This window comes from Kribbella sp. NPDC002412 (genome assembly GCF_053592935.1).
In genome coordinates this window covers 56,829-76,898 of sequence record NZ_JBSFBL010000034.1, presented here as the reverse complement: position 1 = coordinate 76,898, position 20,070 = coordinate 56,829, and the positions used below count along the sequence as shown (strand labels likewise).

22 protein-coding genes are annotated in these 20,070 nt (G+C 70.3%); 12 read left to right on the top strand and 10 right to left on the bottom strand.

Annotation, left to right across the window (positions count from 1 at the left end):
• Positions 1-141 precede the first annotated feature (141 nt).
• The 4 genes from ACWCOV_RS25765 (at position 142) to ACWCOV_RS25750 (ending at position 4,395) form a co-directional block, all read left to right on the top strand.
• Positions 142-594 carry an ATP-binding cassette domain-containing protein gene (locus ACWCOV_RS25765; RefSeq protein ID WP_449831868.1) on the top strand — a complete coding sequence of 151 codons (453 nt, stop codon included), beginning with the start codon at positions 142-144 and terminating at the stop codon, positions 592-594.
• The gene (locus ACWCOV_RS25760) at positions 587-2,965 is read left to right on the top strand and encodes a phosphoketolase family protein (protein WP_449831867.1); all 2,379 of its coding nucleotides are present in this window, start codon (positions 587-589) and stop codon (positions 2,963-2,965) included. The genes ACWCOV_RS25765 and ACWCOV_RS25760 overlap by 8 nt, the downstream gene beginning before the upstream one ends.
• Positions 2,962-3,783 (top strand): universal stress protein, encoded by an 822-nt coding sequence (locus ACWCOV_RS25755; protein WP_449831866.1) that lies wholly within the window; start codon positions 2,962-2,964, stop codon positions 3,781-3,783. The genes ACWCOV_RS25760 and ACWCOV_RS25755 overlap by 4 nt, the downstream gene beginning before the upstream one ends.
• A gap of 72 nt (positions 3,784-3,855) precedes the next feature.
• The gene (locus ACWCOV_RS25750) at positions 3,856-4,395 is read left to right on the top strand and encodes a flavodoxin domain-containing protein (RefSeq protein WP_449831865.1); all 540 of its coding nucleotides are present in this window, start codon (positions 3,856-3,858) and stop codon (positions 4,393-4,395) included.
• Here ACWCOV_RS25750 and ACWCOV_RS25745 read toward each other — a convergent pair.
• Complete coding sequence (locus tag ACWCOV_RS25745; RefSeq protein ID WP_449831864.1) at positions 4,383-5,036, bottom strand: response regulator; 654 nt, start codon at positions 5,034-5,036, stop codon at positions 4,383-4,385. The two genes, ACWCOV_RS25750 and ACWCOV_RS25745, sit on opposite strands and share 13 nt — an antisense overlap.
• Positions 5,037-5,233: 197 nt before the next feature.
• Here ACWCOV_RS25745 and ACWCOV_RS25740 point away from each other — a divergent pair, with 197 nt between their 5' ends.
• Positions 5,234-5,881: a helix-turn-helix domain-containing protein gene (locus ACWCOV_RS25740; protein WP_449831863.1), complete on the top strand. Its 648-nt coding sequence runs from the start codon at positions 5,234-5,236 to the stop codon at positions 5,879-5,881.
• Positions 5,882-5,931: 50 nt separating this feature from the next.
• On the opposite strand, the gene ACWCOV_RS25735 is transcribed toward ACWCOV_RS25740, so the two are convergent.
• Genes ACWCOV_RS25735 through ACWCOV_RS25715 form a run of 5 tightly spaced genes read right to left on the bottom strand, consistent with a single transcriptional unit; the run spans position 5,932 to position 9,135 of the window.
• The gene (locus tag ACWCOV_RS25735) at positions 5,932-6,171 is read right to left on the bottom strand and encodes an SHOCT domain-containing protein (protein ID WP_449831862.1); all 240 of its coding nucleotides are present in this window, start codon (positions 6,169-6,171) and stop codon (positions 5,932-5,934) included.
• Positions 6,172-6,184: 13 nt separating this feature from the next.
• Positions 6,185-6,718 carry a flavodoxin family protein gene (locus ACWCOV_RS25730; protein ID WP_449831861.1) on the bottom strand — a complete coding sequence of 178 codons (534 nt, stop codon included), beginning with the start codon at positions 6,716-6,718 and terminating at the stop codon, positions 6,185-6,187.
• A 19-nt stretch (positions 6,719-6,737) separates the two neighbouring features.
• Positions 6,738-7,670 (bottom strand): universal stress protein, encoded by a 933-nt coding sequence (locus ACWCOV_RS25725; RefSeq protein WP_449831860.1) that lies wholly within the window; start codon positions 7,668-7,670, stop codon positions 6,738-6,740.
• 26 nt (positions 7,671-7,696) lie between these two features.
• Positions 7,697-8,569, bottom strand: a complete 873-nt coding sequence (locus ACWCOV_RS25720; RefSeq protein ID WP_449831859.1) for a universal stress protein — start codon at positions 8,567-8,569, stop codon at positions 7,697-7,699.
• Positions 8,570-8,574: 5 nt separating this feature from the next.
• Positions 8,575-9,135 carry a hypothetical protein gene (locus tag ACWCOV_RS25715; RefSeq protein ID WP_449831858.1) on the bottom strand — a complete coding sequence of 187 codons (561 nt, stop codon included), beginning with the start codon at positions 9,133-9,135 and terminating at the stop codon, positions 8,575-8,577.
• A 195-nt stretch (positions 9,136-9,330) separates the two neighbouring features.
• Here ACWCOV_RS25715 and ACWCOV_RS25710 point away from each other — a divergent pair, with 195 nt between their 5' ends.
• From ACWCOV_RS25710 to ACWCOV_RS25695, 4 genes are read left to right on the top strand one after another with little or no spacing between them, the layout of a single operon-like run.
• Positions 9,331-9,939, top strand: a complete 609-nt coding sequence (locus ACWCOV_RS25710; protein WP_449831857.1) for a hypothetical protein — start codon at positions 9,331-9,333, stop codon at positions 9,937-9,939.
• Complete coding sequence (locus tag ACWCOV_RS25705) at positions 9,936-10,904, top strand: Acg family FMN-binding oxidoreductase (protein ID WP_449831856.1); 969 nt, start codon at positions 9,936-9,938, stop codon at positions 10,902-10,904. The genes ACWCOV_RS25710 and ACWCOV_RS25705 overlap by 4 nt, the downstream gene beginning before the upstream one ends.
• A 20-nt stretch (positions 10,905-10,924) precedes the next feature.
• On the top strand, positions 10,925-11,800 hold the full coding sequence (locus tag ACWCOV_RS25700) for a universal stress protein (protein ID WP_449831855.1): 876 nt from the start codon (positions 10,925-10,927) through the stop codon (positions 11,798-11,800).
• 4 nt (positions 11,801-11,804) lie between these two features.
• Positions 11,805-12,272, top strand: a complete 468-nt coding sequence (locus tag ACWCOV_RS25695; RefSeq protein WP_449831854.1) for a GyrI-like domain-containing protein — start codon at positions 11,805-11,807, stop codon at positions 12,270-12,272.
• 61 nt (positions 12,273-12,333) lie between these two features.
• Here ACWCOV_RS25695 and ACWCOV_RS25690 read toward each other — a convergent pair whose 3' ends face one another.
• Positions 12,334-13,386: a zinc-dependent alcohol dehydrogenase family protein gene (locus ACWCOV_RS25690; protein ID WP_449831853.1), complete on the bottom strand. Its 1,053-nt coding sequence runs from the start codon at positions 13,384-13,386 to the stop codon at positions 12,334-12,336.
• Positions 13,387-13,572: 186 nt separating this feature from the next.
• Here ACWCOV_RS25690 and ACWCOV_RS25685 point away from each other — a divergent pair, with 186 nt between their 5' ends.
• The 3 genes from ACWCOV_RS25685 to ACWCOV_RS25675 are packed head-to-tail and all read left to right on the top strand — an operon-like array spanning position 13,573 to position 15,926.
• Positions 13,573-14,403, top strand: coding sequence for a universal stress protein (locus tag ACWCOV_RS25685; RefSeq protein ID WP_449831852.1), 831 nt, complete (start codon positions 13,573-13,575; stop codon positions 14,401-14,403).
• Positions 14,404-14,415: 12 nt separating this feature from the next.
• Positions 14,416-15,117 carry an ABC transporter ATP-binding protein gene (locus tag ACWCOV_RS25680; RefSeq protein WP_449831851.1) on the top strand — a complete coding sequence of 234 codons (702 nt, stop codon included), beginning with the start codon at positions 14,416-14,418 and terminating at the stop codon, positions 15,115-15,117.
• Between the two features lie 5 nt (positions 15,118-15,122).
• On the top strand, positions 15,123-15,926 hold the full coding sequence (locus ACWCOV_RS25675) for an ABC transporter permease subunit (protein ID WP_449831850.1): 804 nt from the start codon (positions 15,123-15,125) through the stop codon (positions 15,924-15,926).
• A 6-nt stretch (positions 15,927-15,932) separates the two neighbouring features.
• Here the strand turns inward: ACWCOV_RS25675 and ACWCOV_RS25670 are convergent, their stop codons facing one another.
• The 3 genes from ACWCOV_RS25670 to ppsA form a co-directional block, all read right to left on the bottom strand.
• Complete coding sequence (locus ACWCOV_RS25670) at positions 15,933-16,607, bottom strand: CBS domain-containing protein (protein WP_449831849.1); 675 nt, start codon at positions 16,605-16,607, stop codon at positions 15,933-15,935.
• A 118-nt stretch (positions 16,608-16,725) separates the two neighbouring features.
• Complete coding sequence (locus ACWCOV_RS25665; RefSeq protein WP_449831848.1) at positions 16,726-17,619, bottom strand: class I fructose-bisphosphate aldolase; 894 nt, start codon at positions 17,617-17,619, stop codon at positions 16,726-16,728.
• The gene (gene ppsA, locus ACWCOV_RS25660) at positions 17,594-20,065 is read right to left on the bottom strand and encodes a phosphoenolpyruvate synthase (protein ID WP_449831847.1); all 2,472 of its coding nucleotides are present in this window, start codon (positions 20,063-20,065) and stop codon (positions 17,594-17,596) included. The genes ACWCOV_RS25665 and ppsA overlap by 26 nt, the downstream gene beginning before the upstream one ends.
• Positions 20,066-20,070 lie beyond the last annotated feature (5 nt).

Below are 20,070 nucleotides of genomic sequence, written 5' to 3'. Positions count from 1 at the left end.
CCGTCAGGCTGAGGGCCATGGATGCGATCGACCTCGCCCGGTGGCAGTTCGGGCTGCGGTACGCCGAACGGCTGGTCAGGCACGACGCCGCCGTTCGGGTTCTCGGCAGAACCCGGGTCCAGGCCTGGATCGACATCGACCGTGCCGCGCCCTCCGGCCTCGGCAGGACCCGCGCCCGGGGACCTGCTGAGCCGGACGACCCGCGACAATCTCCTGATCGGCACACCGGACGCCACCGACGACGAACTGCTGGCGGTCCTCGACCGGGTCCGGCTCGGCGCCTGGGTACGGCGGCAGCCGGCCGGCCTGACCACAACGGTCGGCGAGCTCGGAGTCTCCGGCGGCGAACGGCAACGACTGGCGCTTGCCCGGGCGTTGCTCGCCGATCCGGCCGTGCTCGTGCTCGACGAGCCCACCGCCCATTTGGACACCGCGACCGCGGACGCGCTGATCGACGACATCACCGCGGCGACCGACGGGCGCACGACCCTGCTCATCACCCATCGCCTGCGTGACCTGGCCGCCGTCGACGACGTCCTCGAACTCGCCGACGGCCGCCTTCGCCCACCCCGGAAGAGGAGAAACCATGCATGAGCTGACCGGCAAGCCGCTGGCCGACGACGAGATCGCCGGACTCGACGCGTACTGGCGCGCCGCCAACTACCTGTCCGCCGGCCAGATCTACCTGCTCGGCAATCCACTGCTCGCCGAGCCGCTGCGCCCAGAGCACGTGAAGCCGCGCCTGCTCGGGCACTGGGGCACGACCCCCGGCCTGAACATGCTCTACGCCCACCTCAACCGGGTGATCCGCCGTCGCGAACTCACCATGATGTACGTCATCGGTCCCGGGCACGGCGGACCCGCGATCGCCGCCAACACCTGGCTCGAAGGGAGCTACAGCGACACCTACCCGGACGTCTCCCGCGACGCCGCCGGTATGGCGCGTCTGTTCCGCCAGTTCTCCTTCCCCGGTGGCATCCCCAGCCACGTTGCGCCCGAGCTGCCCGGATCGATTCACGAAGGCGGTGAGCTCGGCTACTCCCTCAGCCACGCGTACGGCGCCGTGCTCGACAACCCGGATCTGGTCGTCGCCTGTGTCATCGGTGACGGCGAGGCCGAGACCGGCCCGCTGGCCACCTCCTGGCACTCGAACAAGTTCCTCGATCCGCGCACCGACGGCGCCGTGCTGCCGATCCTGCACCTCAACGGCTACAAGATCGCCAACCCCGCGGTGCTGGCCAGGATCGGCGACCACGAGCTCACCCGGCTCTTCGAGGGCTACGGCTACCGCCCGTACCTTGTCGAGGGCAACGATCCGGCACACGTCCACCAGGCGCTCGCGCTGACCCTGGACCGGGCCCTCGACGAGATCGCCGAGATCCAGGCCGAGGCCCGGACCGGGCCAGGAGCACCACGCCGCGCCTGGCCGATGATCGTGCTGCGCACCCCCAAGGGCTGGACCGGTCCGCAGGAGGTGGACGGCGTGCCGGTCGAGGGCACCTGGCGTTCGCACCAGGTGCCGCTGACCCAGGTCCGGACGTCACCTGACCATCTGCGCCTGCTCGAGAACTGGCTGCGCAGCTACCGGCCGGAGGATTTGTTCGACGCCGACGGCCGGCCGGTCCGGCAAGTGCTCGCCCAGGTCCCGTCCCCGCACCACCGAATGGGCTCCAGCCCGCACAGCAACGGTGGCCTGCTCAGCCAGGACCTGAACCTGCCGGACCTTCGCGAGTACTTCGTGGACGTGCCGAGCCCGGGCGGCACCGACCACGAGCCGACCCGGGTGCTGGGGACTTATCTGCGCGATGTCATGCGCGACAACCTCACCCAGCGGAACTTCCGGGTCTTCGGTCCGGACGAGACCGCCTCCAACCGGCTGGACGCGCTCTTCGAAGTCACCGGCAAGGCATGGCACGCCGAGGTACTGCCGACCGACGAACACCTGAGCACCGACGGCAGGGTGATGGAGATCCTCAGCGAGCACACCTGCCAGGGCTGGCTGGAGGGGTACCTGCTGACCGGGCGGCACGGCTGGTTCTCGTGCTACGAGGCCTTCGTGCACATCGTCGACTCGATGGTCAACCAGCACGCCAAGTGGCTCAAGGTCACTCGTACGCTGCCTTGGCGACGGCCGATCCCGTCGCTCAACTACCTGCTCACCTCCCACGTCTGGCGGCAGGACCACAACGGCTTCTCCCACCAGGACCCCGGCTTCATCGACCACGTGGTGAACAAGAAGGCCGAGGTCATCCGGGTCTATCTGCCGCCGGACACCAACACCCTGCTGTCGACCGCCGAGCACTGCCTACGCAGTCACGACTACATCAACGTCGTTGTCGCAGGCAAACAGCCGCAGGCGGACTGGCTCGCCCCTGAGGCCGCCGCCCTGCACTGCGCCCGGGGCCTGGGCATCTGGGACTTCGCGAGCAACGACGACGGTACGCCGGACGTCGTGATGGCCTGTGCCGGCGACGTACCCACCCTGGAGACCCTCGCAGCCGTGAGTCTGCTGCGCGAACACCTCCCGTCGTTGAAGATCCGCGTCGTCAACGTGGTGGACCTGATGCGCCTCCAGCCGCAGTCGGAGCACCCGCACGGCTTGCCGGACGCGGACTTCGACGCGCTGTTCACGACGGACCGGCCGATCATCTTCGCGTACCACGGCTACCCGTGGCTGATCCACCGGCTCACCTACCGGCGGACCAACCACCGCAACCTGCACGTCCGGGGCTACAAGGAGGAGGGCACGACGACGACTCCGTTCGACATGGTGGTGCGCAACGACCTGGACCGGTTCCACCTGGCCCTGGATGTGATCGACCGGGTCCCCGGCCTCGGTCAGCAGGCCGCCGCCGTCCGGCAGTGGCTCATCGACCAGCGGGCCCGGCACCACGCCCACATCCTCGCGTACGGCGAGGACCTGCCCGAGATCCGCGACTGGAGCTGGAAAGGTGGCTCGTCATGACCGCTGGAAGAGTCGTCGTCGGCATCGACGGCGCCGAGGACTGTGAGAACGCGATCCGCTGGGGTGCGGCCGAAGCCACTGCCCGGGGCGCCGGACTGCAGCTCGTCCACGCGTTCGTGTGGGCCGAGTTCCGGGTGCCGCTGGGGCCGGGCGCGTTCGCTCCCGGCCTGCGGGCGGCTGCCGACAAGATCGTCGCCGACGCGGTGGAGCTGGCCCGCAAGTTCGAGCCCGGCGTGGCCGTCACGGCCCGCCGGGTCGACGGGTTTCCCGCGCCGGTGCTGCTGGTCGAGTCGATCGATGCCGAGCTGGTCGTGATCGGCAGCCGGAACGCCGGCCGGGCGCTGGGGCTCTTCGTCGGCTCGACCGGCCTCGAGCTCGCCGCGCACGGACGCTGCCCGGTGGTCGTGGTCCGGCCGGGAGAAGATGCACTGGTCGGCGGCACCGTCGTGATCGGGTACGACGGCTCCCCGGCGGCGGACGCCGCGGTCGGCTTCGGCCTCGGCTACGCGCGGCGGCACGGACTGGTCGCCCGGATCGTCACGGTCCAGCGGGAGGACCAGGACGACCATCACGACGTCACCGCGGCACTTCGGGCGCACGACCTGCGCACGGCCGAGGTCGTCGAGGTCACCGGGCACCCCGCAGAGCTCCTGCTCGAATGGGCGGCCGACGCCCGCCTCGTGGTCGTCGGATCCCGCGGCCGCGGCGGCTTTACCGGCCTCCTGCTCGGCTCGGTGAGCCAGACGCTGCTGAGCCAGTCGCCGTGTCCGGTCGCCGTCATTCCGCACGCCGCGGTCGAAGGCCGTCCGGCCCGTTAGCCGGGGTCGTTGGGCACTGCCGCGGACCGCCTGACGGCTGGTGTGCTGGAGCTGACCAAGAGGGAGGAACCCATGTCCAGGAAGGTACTGGTCGCCTACGCCAGCAAGATGGGCGCGACTGCCGAAATCGCCGAGGCCATCGGCGCCGAACTGCGCGCCCACGGTCATCAGGTGGACGTTGCCGACGTCACGTCAGTCGGCAGCATCGAGTCGTACGACGCCGTCGTGCTCGGCAGCGCGCTCTACATCCGGCGCTGGCGGCCGGAGGCCGTCCGGTTCCTTCGCCGGAACGCCGGCCAACTCGGCGGCCGCCCGGTCTGGCTCTTCCACAGTGGACCTGTCGGCCCGGACAAGGACCAGGCCCAGGACCTGCCGCCCGCCGTACGGCGCCTCGCCGAAGAGATCGGCGCCGAGCCGGTGGTGACCTTCGCCGGCCGGCTCGAGCGCGACACCGCGAAGGGATTCCTCGCCCGGCGCCTTGCCACCGGCAACCTGGCGGGCGACTCCCGCGACTGGGACCGGATCCGCACCTGGTCCGCCGAGATCGGCGCGGCGCTCTCCTCGACCCCGGACGGTCCGCAGAGTCCTCCGGACGGCCGCTACTTCGGCTGAGAGTTCTTCGCGTGTTCGAGGGCGAAGATGGCGGCCTCGGTGCGCCGTTCGACGTTGAGCTTGCGCAGCAGGGAGGAGACGTAGTTCTTGACCGTCTTCTCGGCCAGGTAGAGGGACTGGGCGATCTGGCGGTTGGTCTTGCCCTCGGCGATCTCGGCGAGGATGCGGCGTTCCTGCTCGGTGAGCGAGGCGTACCGGGGATCCTCCTCGACCACTGGGTGCCGGAGGCGTTCGAGGACCTTCCTCGTCATGGCCGGGTCGAGCAGCGACTCGCCGGCGGCCAGTCGCCGTACCGCGCCCACCAGGTCGCTCGCGTGCACCTGCTTCAGCAGGTAGCCCGACGCGCCGGCCATGATCGCCGTGAACAGGGCGTTGTCGTCGGAGTACGACGTCAGCATCAGGCAGGCGGGCGGCTGGTCCATGATCGAGCGGATCTCCCGGCAGACGGTGATGCCGTCGCCGTCGGGCAGCCGGACGTCCAGCAGCGCCACATCCGGCCGTACGGCGGGAATCCGGGCGATCGCCTCCGCGGCCGTGGACGCATCCCCGACCACCTCGATATCGGGCTCGTCCTCGAGCAACTGGTGCAGTCCCAACCGGACCACCTCGTGGTCGTCGAGCAGAAACACCCTGATCGTCATCACCATCTCCTTCGGTTTCACCTGCCAGCCTGCATGTCTCGCGCGCCGTGCGGAAGGGGCAAACGGTCCCGGCCCGGCCGGGACCTTCGGCACTGCGCGCCCCGATCAAGCAGGGCGGCTGTCGGGTCCTCGTGCCCTGCCGCCCCAGGCCGGTTGATGGTTGCCTGGAGTTACCGGAACAAGGGAAGGGAAGACCGATGGACGCCAGGACGCAGTCCGTGGAAGTGCCGGGTGACCTCGGCAACCGGGTCAGGCACCGCCGAACCGAGCTCGGCCTGACGACGTCGGAGGTCGCCGAGCGCACCGGGATGAGCACCCGTCGTATCGAGCGGATCGAGACCAGCCCGATCGCGTTGACCGCCGGCGAGCTGGCCAGGCTGGCCCACGCGCTCAACACCACGATCAGCGAGCTGAACGCACCGCTGCAGCACCGGACGACTCGACGGTCCCGGATGATGCCGCTGCTCGAACCGATGCGCTGGGACGAGTGCGTCAAGCTCCTGGAGTCGGCCGTCGTCGGCCGGATCGCCTTCACCGGCGCCGACGGCCTGATCGTGATCCCGGTCAACTACTGCCGCGTGAACGACCTGATCGTCTTCCGGACGGCGGCCGACAGCGCCGTCGCCCAGTACGACCTGGCCCCGGTCGCGTTCGAGGTCGACTCCGTCGACGAGGGCCTGCGGGACGGGTGGAGCATCCTGGTGAACGGCATGGTCCGCCCGGCCACCGGACCGGAGGCCGCGGCCGCCCAGGACCGGGTCGAGCCGTGGGCCGGCGGAGTCCGCGAGACGTACATCGCCATCGAGCCGCAGCGCATCACCGGTCGGCGCATCCGCTCTTGGTGAGCCGAAGGGCGAGGGGCTCACCGTCGATCGGTGAGCCCCTCGTCGTGTGGTCAGACATCCAGTTCGTGCTCCCGGAGCCGGGCCCGGGCTTCGTCGAAGTCCTCGCGAGTGAGCTGCCCCGCGGCGAACCGGCGCTCGAGAATGTCGAGCGGCGACGGAAGTCCGGCCGGCCTCGGCGGCGGCCGGTGGATCAGCCGGACCGTGCCCCACACCGCGATGCCGACGGCCAGCACCCACAGCGCGAGCCCGAACACCATCCAGCCCATCCCGGCGCCCATCGAATGCATCATGGCTCCTCCCCGGTCAGGACGCGGTCACGGAACCGCTGACCATCCGGCCGAGCTCCTCGCCCCACGCGCGGGCACGCTCGATCTCGTCCGCGCCGATGGGACCGGTGGTCTCGTCCAGGTAGAAGCTTGCCGGAGCAGTCAGCAACTTGAAGCCGTGGTGCCGCAGCACCTTCGCGGCGGACTTCGCCGCCGAACCGGGCAGCCGCCGTACCTTGGTGATCCGGGTGTCGAAGGTGGCCGCGTCGAGCCGCTTGCCGTCAGCAAGCGTCTCCAGCCACTCGCGGATCCCGGCCTCGACGGGCATCACCACCTCATGCTGGTTACGGGCGTCCCGGCGGGTCGACGCGCGGCTCATCGAGAACGCGTGCGTCGGTCCCCCGACGACGAGCAACCGCACGTCGCCCGGAATCTCCTCGGGGGCCCGGTAGGCCGGCACGGTCTCGGTGGGCAGCGTCCGCCGCAGCCCGTCGCGGATCGCGGTCGCGATCTTCTCCGTGTTCCCGTACATCGACTCGTACACGATCAGTGCACGTGTGGCCTCGGACATCATCAACCTCCGTTCAGGTTCAGTACGTCGGAGCCACGAGCTCACGACGCCGCGCGTCGCGCTGCTGCTGCAGGCGCTCGTGCTCCTCGGCCGTAAGGTGGTGCGGCACGATCGCGACCGGGCAGGTCATCGCGGCGACCGAGCGGCGCGCCACCGGATCGATCGGCAACGGACCGCTGTGCGAGCCGACGACGACCAGACCGACCTCCCCGCTCTCGTGCACCAGCGCCGCGGCCGGCGGCCGGCTGCTCAGGAAGCGAGTCACCGGCACGTCGCCGTACAGTCTCGTCCACGGTGCGAGCGACTCCGACAACAAGTGATCGGCCCGGCTGATCCACGAGTGCTCCGGATCCTCGTCGTTGAACGCGCGGTCCGCCGGCAGGCCGGCGTGCACCACGATCAGGTTCGCCTTCCGTCCGGCCGCGACCGTGAAGGCGAACTCCAGCGCCTCCGCGGACAGCGCCGTACCGTCGATGCCGACAGCAACCTTCCGGTCGGTCAGGGACGGCCTCCAGGTGGCGGGTACGACGACCAGCGGGCAACCGGCCCGGGCGGCCAGGGTCAGGTTCGCGTGCGTGTTCACCAGGCGCTGCGGACCGCGGTTGCGGGTTCTGCCGACCACCAGCATCCGCGCGTGCCGCGCCGCGTGGGCGAGCACGCGCACGCGCGGGCCTTCGGCGGTGACCGCGGCCATGTCCATCGCGTAGCCGTTGTGATGCCGTACGTGCGCCACCGCCACGCGCAACGCGTCGTCCGCGAGCTCGGCCGGAGACTTCGGCGAATAGGCAGGCATCATCGGCGAGAACGACCCGTGCAGCGCGTACGGCGCCACCAGCACGAGTTCGGCTCCGGATCGCAGCGCCTCCCCGCACGCGTAGTCCACCACGTGCAGGTTCTCGACGCTTCCGTCGACCTCGACCACGACCGGCCCGCCCCGGTTCCAGGTACTCATCTCTGCCAACCTCTCCTGTTGTCTTGCTAAGCCCGTGCCGCCGGGACGATGGCGAGCGGGCAGGGTGCGTGGTGCAGGACGCCACGCGTGACGGGGCCGAGCAGGAACGACGCCAGCCGCGTGTGGTGGCGGGTGCCGACGACCAGCAGTTGCGCGTCGGCTTCCTCGGCAGCGGTCACGACGCCGTCGACCACATGGCCGCGCCGGACGTCGACCTGAATGGTCGCCTCCGGGTGCTTCGCGCGCGACTCGGCCGCCACGTTCTCGAAATGCCGCTCGGCGTTGTCCATCCACTCGCCACCCACGCCGGCGACGTTCATCGCGTCCCAGCTGTAGATCACCGGCAGGTCCCAGACGTGCACGAACCGGACCGGCAGCTGCCGCTCGGCCGCTGCGGCGATCGCGAACTCGATCACCGCGGCGTTCTCGTCGGAGTCGTCCAGCGCGACGAGCACCGGACCGGCGTGATCGGACGGCTTCCAGCGCTCCGGCACGATCACGACCGGCACCTTCGCCTCGACCGCGACCGCCTCCGAGGTGGAGCCGATCAGCAGCCGCCGGAACGTCCCCACTCCACGGCGGCCGACCACCAGCATCCGGCTGTCGGCAGCGACGTCGGCCAGGGTCCGGGCCGGCGGCCCGACCACGAGCCCGGTGCCGTGCTCGAACGGGCCCGGACTCGCGTCCAGGTACTTCTGGACGTCATCGACCAGATCCCTCGACGCGGAGTCGACTGCGTCCGGCTCCCAGCCCGGCGCGTGCCGGGCCTTCTCCTCGATCACGTGCACCGCCTGGAGGGGCGCCTGCAGGAGCGTGGACTCCTGCAGGGCCCACTCCAGGGCGCCGGTGTCCCGCCAGGAGCCGTCGACTCCCACGTGGATGACCGGCTTCCTGGTCATCGAAATCACCGCAGCCACGGGTACCGGCGGACCGGGTTCAGGCCGCTCCACCACTTGCCGAGTCCCCACACGTTGCCAGCGGCAACCAGCGCGAGGACGACGAGGGTGATGGCGCCGAGGATGTGGTCGTCCAGCACCGGGTTGTTCTCCGGCGGCAGGACAGCGGTCCACATCAGCACGTACAGCAGGGCGCCGGCGCCGGCCGCGATTCGCATCCCGATCCCCAGGGTCAGCGCGAGACCGATCCCGGCCAGGCCGACCATGAACAGCGGAGTGACCCACCAGTCACCGACCAGCGACTGGTAGAAGTCGGCGAACGGGCCGCTGGTGCCCTTGCCCAGGAATCCGGCGGTCGGGTCGCCACCGTCGATCCAGCCCTTGCCGGACGGGGTGGCGTAGCCGAAGCCGAACAACTTGTCGAAGAAGGCCCACAGGAACGTGAGCCCGTAGGCGACCCGGAGTACGGCGATCGCCCGTCCCGCCATCGTGGTGATGACCGGGTACTGGCCGCCGTCAGGTTGCATCGTTGGCGCCGGCAGGTCCCGCCGGTGCGGCGTGGTGGTCATGGTGTCGTCCTTTCCTTGTGATCCGACACCTTGATCGTCGATCCGTGGCCCCGAAACGGTCAGGGCCGTTCTCACCTCAGCCCGAAGAGTCGAAGGGCCCGCCTGCTCGGGACCCTTGGCGCTGGGCGCCGCGCGCTGCCGGAGCGACTCTGTGAAGGGACGAAGTCCGTGCCGTGTCCGGCCGAGGAGGCCCTGATGCTCGACGAGCAGCTGACGACCGAGGCGCTCGGCGTCCTGCTCGACGCCGCCGCTCCGGCTTGCGGTGCGCACCCGTGGCGGCTCGAGGCCAACGGTCATCTGATCGACGTCTACCTCGACGGCTCACACGCGCTGCCGGCTCACGATCCGGCAGCGCGCGCACTGCGGATCACCACCGGCGCCGCGGTCTTCGACCTGCGCTGTGCAGCAGCGTCGCTGAGCTTCGACAGCTGGGTCAGTCTCTGCCCCTACCGGCAGGACCCCGACCTGCTCGCTCGCATGGTGATCGAGCCGACCGGCATCCCCGACGAGGAACTGCGGCGGCTGTACGTCGCGATCCGCTCTCGCCACCACCTCCGCCCGCGGCCGGCAAGTTCGAACCACGCAGTCCGGTTCGCCCTGACCCGGGCAGCTGAGCTCGAGAACACCGCGCTGAGCTGGCTCCCCGACCCGGTGCTGCCGCTGGCGGTGCTGACCACCGATCGCGACGACCCCGCAGACCAAGTCGCGGCGGGTATGGCCCTCGAACGCGTCCTCCTGACCGCGGCCACCCACGACGTCGCGGCGCCGTACCTCCTTCACCTGCCGAGGACGGACCTCTCGTGAACATCACCCTGACCGACGACGAGGTGGGCATCCTGCTCACCGCGGCGGTGCACGCGCCGTCGCTGCACAACATCCAGCCGTGGCGTTTCGAGGTGCACGGACCGGTCGTCGACGTACTGCTCGACGCCGAACGCACGCTCCCGGCCACCGACCCATTGGACCGGGCGGCCCGGATCGGCATCGGCGCGGCGGTGTTCAACATCCGGGTCGCGGCAGCCGTGCTCGGCCACGACGCCCGGGTCGTGGCAGAACCCGATCCAGGACGTCCAGACATCGCGGCGCGCGTCTTCCTCGGTGCCCGAAGTACCCCGGTGCCGAGGCTGGGCGGCCTGTACGGCGATCTGACCCGGCGCCGCACCTATCGCGGACCGCTGCTCGACCAGCCCGTCCCGCCCCGCGTGCAGGCACGGCTTGACGATGCCGCACGGGCCGAGGGCGCGACGCTGCGGTGGCTCGACCAGGACGCGAAGACCGGGCTGGCCTCGCTGCTGCGGCGTACCGACGCCGAAGACCTCCAGGACGAGGATCGCCTGCACGAGCGGCTGACCTGGATCGGCGGCGACCGGCGGAGCGAAGGCGTCCAGGAAAGCGCGCTCGGCCCGATTCCGGTCAAGCCCGCGCTGGTCCGCAACCTGTCCGCCGGCTTCGACAGCACGCACCGGACCCAGGCGGTCTTCGAGCACGACCCCGCCATCGCGGTGCTCTGCACCCGGCACGAGGACGCGGAGGCCTGGCTCAAGGCGGGCATGGCTCTGCAGCGCATCCTGCTTGTCGCGACGTCGTACGACCTCGCCGCCTCGTTCCTCAACCAGGTGCTGGAGCGCCCCAGCCGTCGCACGCAACTCCGCGAGCTGCTCGGCGGCCGGTCCTGGCCGCAGACAGTCATCCGCATCGGCTACCCGGCACAACCCCACCCCGTCACGTCCCGGCGGGACTGGCACGACTCCTACGACCACTGGTTCTGATCTCAGACAAGGAGACCGAGATGTCCACACAGCTAGCCCCGATCGTCGTCGGGTACGACGGCTCGCCGTCGAGTCTCGACGCGTTGCGCTGGGCGACCACCGCGGCCGCCCGCGCGATGGCCCCGCTGAGGATCGTCGAGGCGTTCGAACTCGTCGTCTACTCACGGCCGTCGCCGGGACAGGTCGTGCCGCTCGAGGCCCTGCGCACCGCTCGCGAGAAGGGGCTCAGCGCACTCGCCGAGGGCATCCGCCTGCAACAGCGCGGACTGACGGTCGACACAGTTCTGGCCGGCGGCCCTGCGGCCGAAGCGCTGCTCGCCGAAGCCGAGCAGGCGCGGCTCGTCGTCCTCGGCTCCCGTGGGCTCGGCGGCTGGAGCGGGCTGCTGGTCGGTTCGGTCGCAGTACAGGTCACCACGCACGCGCAGTGCCCGGTGGTCGTCATTCCGCCCGATCTGCGGCCGCACGCGCACGAGGGCCCCACGGTGGTCGTCGGTGTCGACGGGTCGAAGGCTTCGGCGCGGGCGATCGAGTTCGCGTTCGACCAGGCCGAGGCGATGCACGCCCAGGTCGTTGCCCTGCACATCTGGACGAGCCCGTTCCTCACCTACGCCAACGGAGCGTCCATGCTCCAGTTCGATGCGCACAAGGTCGAGGACGAGAGCCGGCTGCTGGTCGCCGAGTCCGTCGCCGGCGCCGCCGCAGACCATCCGGACGTCGTTTGGACGACCGAGCTCGCCAGCGGCTCCGCCGCCCAGGCACTCGTCCGCCGCTCGGAGTCCGCCGATCTGGTCGTCGTCGGCTCCCGCGGCCGCGGCGGGTTCACCGGACTGCTCCTGGGCTCGGTCAGCCAGAGCGTCCTCCACCACACCCAGTGCCCGATCGCCATCGTCCGCTGACGCCATGTTCACCTGGCAGACGACGTTCGCTGACCAGACGACTGCTGTCCGGCGCGCGGTCGTGTCTACGGACCGGTTGACCGAGTGGATCCCCGGCGCCTGCGCGGAGGTCGGCGGCTATCTGTATCGCCATGGGATCGCGCCGGGTGGCTACCCGTTCGCCCGATGCCACCCGCTGCTCGGCGGACTGGTCGACGTGGAGGCGGGCTTTCCGGTCGCCGTACCCATCACTGCTCACGGGCTGATCGAGCCGTCGGCGCTGCCCGGCGGCCCGGTCCTGGTCGTGCGGTACGCCGGGCCCTACGAAAAGATCGGCATCGTCCAGCAGACCATCGACGACTGGCTGCACGAGGAGGGCGCGGACCGGGCGGGTGACAGCTGGGAGGTGTACCGCCAGTTGCCGGCCTCCGAGCGGCTCGGCCGGCGGATCGAGGTCGTCCAGCCGGTCACGTTCGCACCCGTGCTGGTCTGACCCACAGCAAGTCCGCGGCCCCGCACCGATCGATCGGTGCGGGGCCGCGGATCTCGTCGAGCTACTCGATGCCCTGCTCGCTGAACAAGGCAACCTTCAGGGCCCCGGTTTCGGCCGGGCGGGAGAAGACGTCGTACGCGTCCTGCATCTCGTCGATGCCGAACCGATGGGTGATCAGACCGGGCAGCTGCAGCTTGCCGGCCGACAGCATCGACAGCAGCCGTGGGGTCGTCGACGTGTCGACCAAGCCGGTGGTGATCGTGACGTTCTTGATCCACAGGTCTTCCAGGTGCAACGTCGCCGGCGCACCATGGACACCGACGTTGGCAACCGTGCCGCCGGGACGGACCACCCGGGTGCACAGCTCGAACGTGGCCGGGATGCCGACCGCCTCGATCGCGACCTCCGCGCCCAGACCGCCGGTCAGCTCGCGCACCGTCGCCTCGACGTTCTCCTCCGGGCCGAGGGCGAGGTCGGCGCCGCGCTCCATGGCAGCCTTGCGCCGCGAGTCGGCGGCGTCGACCACGATGATCCGCGCCGGGCTGAACAGCTTCGCCGTGGCGATCGCGGCCAGGCCGATCGGCCCGGCGCCCACGATGACCACCGTGTCGCCCGGCGAGACCCGGCCGTTGAGCACGCCGACCTCGTACGACGTCGGCAGGATGTCGGCCAGCAGCACCGCCGCCTCGTCGGAGACGTTGTCCGGCAGCTTGTGCACCGACCGGTCCGCGAACGGCACCCGGACCTGCTCGGCCTGGACGCCGTCGATCAGGTGACCGAGGATCCATCCGCCGCCGCCGAGGCACTGCCCGTAGTGACCCTGCCTGCAGTACTCGCAGCGGCCACACGACGTGATGCAGGAGATCAGCACCCGGTCCCCCACCGCCACGCCTCGAACACCGGAGCCGATCGCCGTGATCGTGCCGACCGCCTCGTGTCCCAGGATGCGGCCCTTCTGCACCGTCGGCACGTCACCTTTGAGAATGTGCAGATCGGTGCCGCAGATGGTGACCGCGTCGACGCGGACGATCGCGTCCTCGGGGTCCTGGATCACCGGGTCCGGCACCTCGTGCCAGCTCCGCTGACCCGGACCGTTGTAGACCAATGCCTTCATCGCAGACCTCCCTCGGCGAGACTTTCCACTCTCGACGATGGCCCTCCGGACGCGCGCCGGCTGCGGCCGAACCACCCCAGCCGGCGGGACCTTCGGAACCCGCGGCCCGGGACCTTCCACCCTCCCGGCAGCGTCCGCGGGTGGCTTGACTGGAACTGCGGAACCGCGAGCCCGGAAGGTGTCACGATGTCAGCGCAGAGCCCGGTCCTGGTCGGAATCGACGGATCACAAGACGGCCTGATCGCCCTGCCGTGGGCGGCGCGCTTCGCAACGCTGCACCACGCATCTCTGCATGCGGTCTACGTGCTCGACGACGACTCCGGACTCGTGGCGGTCGCGCCGCCGACCGGGCCGGACGACGGCAGCGAGGTACTGGCCGCCGCGGCCCGCGAGCTCGATCGGATCGGCTTCGGGAACGCCTCGCTCGAGGTATGCCACGGCCACCCCGGCAAGGTGCTGCCGGAGCAGTCGGAGCGCGCCCAGGCCCTCGTCGTCGGTCGCCGTGGCCTCGGTGGCTTCGCAGAGCTCGTGCTGGGGTCGTCGCCCCAGGTCAGTGCGGCGCTGAGCACCGACGTGCCGCTGATCGTCGTACCCGGCAGCTGGGATGCCGCCGCTCCCCAGCACGGGCGGATCGTCGTCGGTGTCGACGGGTCACTGGAGGGCCGAGACGCGGTCCGCTTCGCCTTCGAGCTGGCGGAGGCGACCGAGGCCGAGGTGCACGGCGTACACGCGGCAGACGTCCCGGATCCCGGCCGGCCGGCGCGGACCGCCGCAGCCGACGAACTGCTGACCCATAGCCTCGGCCGGTGGCGGGCCAAGTACCCGCAGGTCGTCACGCGCCAGCGAAGTGTGGTCGAGCATCCGGTCCGCCTCCTCGCGCGGGAGTCCGAGCACGCCGATCTGCTCGTGGTCGGCGGACTCGGCGAGACCGCGTTCTCCGAACTGCGGATGGGATCGGTGGCCCGCGGCCTGCTGTACCACTCCCGTTGCCCGGTCGCCGTCGTCCGTCCTGGCTGAGGACTCGTCGCCATGGAGAACATCGTCGTCCGGACCCGGCGCCTGACCAAGCGGTTCGGCCGCCGGACCGCGCTCGACGACCTCGACCTGGACGTCCCGGCCGGCACCGTCCTCGGGTACGTCGGCCCGACCGGCGCCGGCAAGACCACCACGATCCGGCTGCTCGCCGGACTGCTCCGCCCGACGTCGGGATCGGCGATGGTCTTCGGCTTCGACGCCGCCGACCAGTACGACGCGGTGCAACGGCGGATCGGCTACCTGCCCGGTGAGTTCGTCGCCTATCCCGAGCTGACCGGGACGCAGTACCTGAGCTACTTCGCCCACTTGTACGGCGGGGTCGCCCGGGAGCGGATCGACTTGCTGGCCAAGCGGTTCGACCTGGATCTCGGCGTCCGCATCGGCGCCCTGTCCCGCGGCGACCGACAGAAGGTCGGCATCGTCCAGGCGTTCATGCACGACGCCGACCTGCTGATCCTGGACGAACCGACCAGCGGCCTCGACCCGATCATGCAGCGCGAGTTCCGCGACCTGCTGCGCGAGACCCGGAACGCCGGGCGAACCGTCTTCCTCTCCTCGCACGTGCTGTCCGAGGTGGAGACCGTCGCCGACACCGTGGCCATCTTGCGCGCCGGGCGCCTGGTGTCGATCCAGTCCGTCCAGGACGTCACCGTCGACGGTCGCACCGCGCTCGTGTTGTCGCCCGATGAAGGGTGAACAACATGTTTCGCAACGTCTTCCTGAAGTCGCTCTACGACGCCCGCCGGGGGCTGACCGGCTGGTCGATCGCCATCGGAACGCTCGTGCTGCTCGTGTGCGCGTTGTGGCCGTCGGTCCGGGACATGCCGGACCTGACCGAGCTGTACCGGTCCTTCCCGGAGGAGTTGCGCAAGTTCTTCGACGTCGAGGCAATGACCACTGGAACCGGCTTTCTCAACGCCGCGCTGTTCACGCTGATGCTCCCCGGGCTGTTCCTCGTCTACGGCATCGACCGCGGCGCCCGCGCGATCGCCGGCGAGGAGGAGCGCGGAACGCTCGAAATGCTGCTCGTCACACCGGTCTCGGGCGCCCGGATCGTTGTCGACAAAGCCCTCGCGCTGGCGGTGTCGATCGCCGTACTCGGGATCGCGCTCTTCGCGGCCACCATCCTCGGCAGCCTGGTCTTCGGCCTCGGCATCAGCGTCCCGGACGCGGCCAGTGGCGCCCTCGCGATGACGCTGCTCAGCACGGAGTACGGCGTACTCTCACTGGCCGTCGGCGCACTCACCGGACGACGGGCCGTCGCGATCGCCGCGGCTTCGGTGGCCGCCGCGGCCGCCTACGTCGTCTATGCAGCAGGCCTCATCCTGCCGCGCTTCGAGTCGTGGCAGCCGTACTCCCCCATCCACCAGGCCTTCGACGGCGGCCCACTCGGCGCCGGCCTCCAGCCCGGCTACCTCTGGCTGCTGACCGGATCGGCAGTCCTGGTCGCAATCGCGCTGCCCACCCTCGACGGCCGCGACATCTCCACGGCCCACGGCGGCTGACTCCGGCTAGCGATGCAGTCCCGTGGCGCCTGGGGCGGGAGCGGTGTCGTCGAAGGTCCAGGTGAGGCCGTTGTGGACTCCGACGACGCCGTCGACGTCGCGGACGGAGCGCTCGATCAGGGCGACCGTGCTGCGGTTGTCGACCTGCCCGGCCAGCGTGACGACGCCCTCGGTCACACTGACCTCCACCGCGTACGGATCGTCCCAGAGACCGCGGTCGACCACAGCACGCCGTACCCGGGCGAGCACCTCTTGGTCCGGGGACAGGAACGCGCTGAGCAGATCCGACCGCGTGACGATGCCGACGGGCTCGTCTCCGGCCACGACGATCAGCCGGGTGATGTCCCGGTCTGCCATCAGGCGCGCCGCCCGGTCCAGCGTGCAGGTGCTGTCCACGGTCACCGCAGGACGACTCATCAACTGTTCCGCGGTGAGCGCCTCGGCCTTCGACCGGCCGCGGGAACGCAACCACGGGTACAGACGCCGCCGCTGGAACTCCTCCTTGCGCATCAGGTCCGTCTCCGACACGATGCCGGCGAGTCCACCGAAGGCGCTGCGCACCGGAACCGCGCTGATGTGGTGATCCGCCAAAGTGGCGACCACCGCCTTGTACGGCGTGTCTTCGGCCACGGTGACGACGTCGGTCGTCATCACGTCCGCGACCGTCAGATAGTGCTTCATCATCGCTCCTCACTCCTTCGTACGATGGCGACCGGACAGGCCGCCTTGGCCGAGACCGACGTCGCCACCGAACCGAGCACCGCGGCGGACAGCCGGTTCCGCAACCTGGCGTGTCCCTTCACTTGCTCGGATGCTGGGCGAGAATCCTCTGCAGCGAGTCGACGAACCGCATCGACTCGTCGTACCCGCGCTGCCACACGTTGCGGCCGAAGATCAGGCCGAGGCCGCCGGCGTCCATCGCCTGCTCGGCCTTGCGCAGCATCGCCTCGTCGCCGGCCTTCTCACCGCCGGACACCAGCACCAGCGTGCGGTTGGCCGAGCGGACGACCGCGTCGATGGCCTGCTGCGGAGTGAACACCTCGCGGTACTGCGGCTTCACGCCGTCGCGCTTGTCCGGGTGCGGGAAGTTCACCTTCACCACGTCGGCACCCAGTTCACTGGCGACCCGGGCCGCGTAGTCGACCGCGTAGAACGAGTCCTTGCCGCCCTTCGCCTCGATCGCGGCACCGCGCGGGTACGCCCAGACGACCAGCGGCATGCCGAGCCGTTCGGCGTCGGCGCGAATCCGCCGGTACTGCGCGAAATCCGCTTCCTGCGCCGGAGATCCGACGTACAAGGTGTAGCCGACAGCGTCCGCGCCCAGCCGGACGGCGTCCTCGACACTCGCGTGCACCGGCGACAGCGCAGCCTCGTCGGACGGGACGTCGGTCTTGCCGTTCAGCTTCAGGATCAGCGGGATCTCGCCGGCGTAGTCCCAGTAGAACTTCTCCGCCAGACCGATCTGGATCGCGATGCCGTTGAACTGCCCGGCGATCGCGAGGTTCACGATGTACGCCGGGTCGGCCGCCTGCGGGTTCGCGAAGAAGTCCCGCGGGCCGTGTTCGAGACCCTGGTCGTACGGCAGGAAGAACGCAGTGCCGTTGCGCAGGCCGTGGTCGAACAGGATCCGCCGCAACCTCGTCTTCTTGCCACTGCTCAGACCGAGCTCACTCAACGCCGGCCGTGTCTGCATGAAGATCACCTCCTGCTGGAACTCGAACTGCCGGCCGCCTGTCGGCGACCGCAGGCTCACTGGGCAGCTCCGGCGTCAGGTGGACGAAGCCGTTGGTGCGCTCCGCCTCGGCGACGTTGGTCTTCACCGCCAGGAAGCTGTCCGGGGTGACCGAGATCGAGTCGATCCCGCTGTGCACGAGGAAGGTCGCGAACCCGGGGTCGTCACTCGGCCGCTGGCCGCACAGGCCCACCTTGCGGCCGGCCCGGTGCGCGGTCCGGATCAGGTGCTCGATGCTGCGGGCAACGGCCGGGTCGCGCTCGTCGAACAGCGGCGCGAGGATGTCGGAGTCGCGGTCGACGCCCAGCGTCAGCTGGGTCAGGTCGTTGCTGCCGATCGAGAACCCGTCGAAGTTCTCGGCGAACTCGTCGGCCAGGACGATGTTCGACGGGATCTCCGCCATCACGTAGACCTGCAGGCCGTTGTCACCTCGGCGCAGGCCTTCGGCCTCCATCACGGCGAGCACCCGGTGGGCCTCGCCGAGGGTCCGGCAGAACGGGATCATCACCACGACGTTGGTCAGGCCCAGCTCGTCGCGGACCCTGCGCAGGGCCCGGCACTCCAGCGCGAAGCCCTCCTGGTAGCCCGGGCTGTAGTAGCGGCTCGCGCCGCGCCAGCCGATCATCGGGTTCTCCTCGGCCGGCTCGAACCGCCGGCCGCCGACCAGCCGTGCGTACTCGTTGGTCTTGAAGTCGCTGGTCCGGACGATCACCGGATCCGGCCAGCGAGCTGCCGCGATCCGCGCGACACCTTGCGCCAGCCGATCCACCAGGTACGCCTCGCGGTCGGTGGACCCTCCGGTGAGCGCGTCGACCTGCTGCTGCTCGCCGGGGTCCAGGTCGTCGTAGCGCACCAGGGCCATCGGGTGCACCTTGATGTGGTTGCTCACCACGAACTCGATCCGGACCAGGCCCACGCCGTCCGCCGGCAGTCGCCACCACCGGAAGGCCGCGGAGGGATCGGCGAGATTCAGCATCACCTTGGTCCTGGTCTCGGGCAGGCCGGCCAGGTCGAGGTCCTTCACCTCGTACCGCAACTGTCCGTCGTACACCTTGCCGCGCTCGCCCTGGGCACAGGACACCGTGATGTGCTGCCCGTCGCGGAGTTCCGCCGTCGCCGAGCCGGTGCCGACGATGGCCGGCACGCCGAGCTCGCGGCTGACGATGGCCGCGTGCGAGGTCCGGCCGCCGTGGTCGGTGACGATCGCGGCCGCGCGCCGCATGATCGGCTCCCAGTCCGGATCGGTGATCCGGGTGACCAGAATCGAACCGTCGACGAACCGGGCGATGTCGGCGGCCGATTCCAGCCGGCAGACCCGGCCGTCGGCGATCGCCTCGCCGACCGCGAGTCCGGTGACCAGCTCCGAGCCGGTTTCGAGCAGCCGGTACGAGCGCAGCGAGCTGGCCTCGCGCCGGGTCTGTACGGTCTCCGGCCGTGCCTGCACGAGGAACAGCTCCCCGGTCCGGCCGTCCTTGGCCCACTCGATGTCCATCGGCCGGCCGTAGTGCTCCTCGACCGCGACCGCCCACCGAGCCAGCCGCAGGACGTCGTCGTCGTCCAGGACCAGCCGGTTGCGCTCCTCCTCGCTGGTCGGGACCGACGTGGTGCCGCCGGCCTCGGCGTACACGATCTTCAGCTCCTTGGCGCCGCAGCGGCGCGACAGGATCGGACGCAGGCCGTCCTCGACCAGCTTCGGTTTGAAGACCACGTACTCGTCGGGGTCGACCTGGCCGCTGACCACGGACTCCCCCAGCCCCCAGGCCGCGCTGAGCTGCACGACCCCCGGGAAGCCGCTGTCACTGTCCAGGGTGAACATCACCCCGGCACTGCCGAGGTCCGAGCGCACCATGCGCTGGACACCGATCGACAGCGCGACGGCCTGGTGGTCGAATCCGCGCTCCTCGCGATAGCTGATGGCGCGGTCGGTGAACAGCGACGCGTAGCAGCGCCGGCAGGCGGTCAGCAGCTCGTCCAGGCTCCGGACGTTCAGGAACGTCTCCTGCTGTCCGGCGAAGCTCGCGTCGGGCAGGTCCTCGGCCGTCGCGCTGCTCCGTACGGCGACCTCGGTGCCGTCACCGCCGAGCTCGGCGTACGCCGTGGCGAGTTCCGTCACCAGCGGCGGCGGCAGCTCCGCCTCGAGGAACGCGGCCCGGATGGCCGAGCCGACGGACGCCAGGTCGGCCTTGCCCCGGTAGCGCCGGATCTGCCGGGCGATCACCGGGTCGATGCCGGCGGACCGGACGAACTCCCGGTATGCGGCCGCGGTCGTCGCGAAGCCGTCCGGGACTTTGATGCCCTCGGCCCCGAGCTCACGCAGCATGACGCCGAGCGAGGCGTTCTTGCCGCCGACACTGGCCAGGTCGGTGCCGGCCTCGTCTTTCAGCCAGGCGATCCTCGCCTGATCCATGGCAG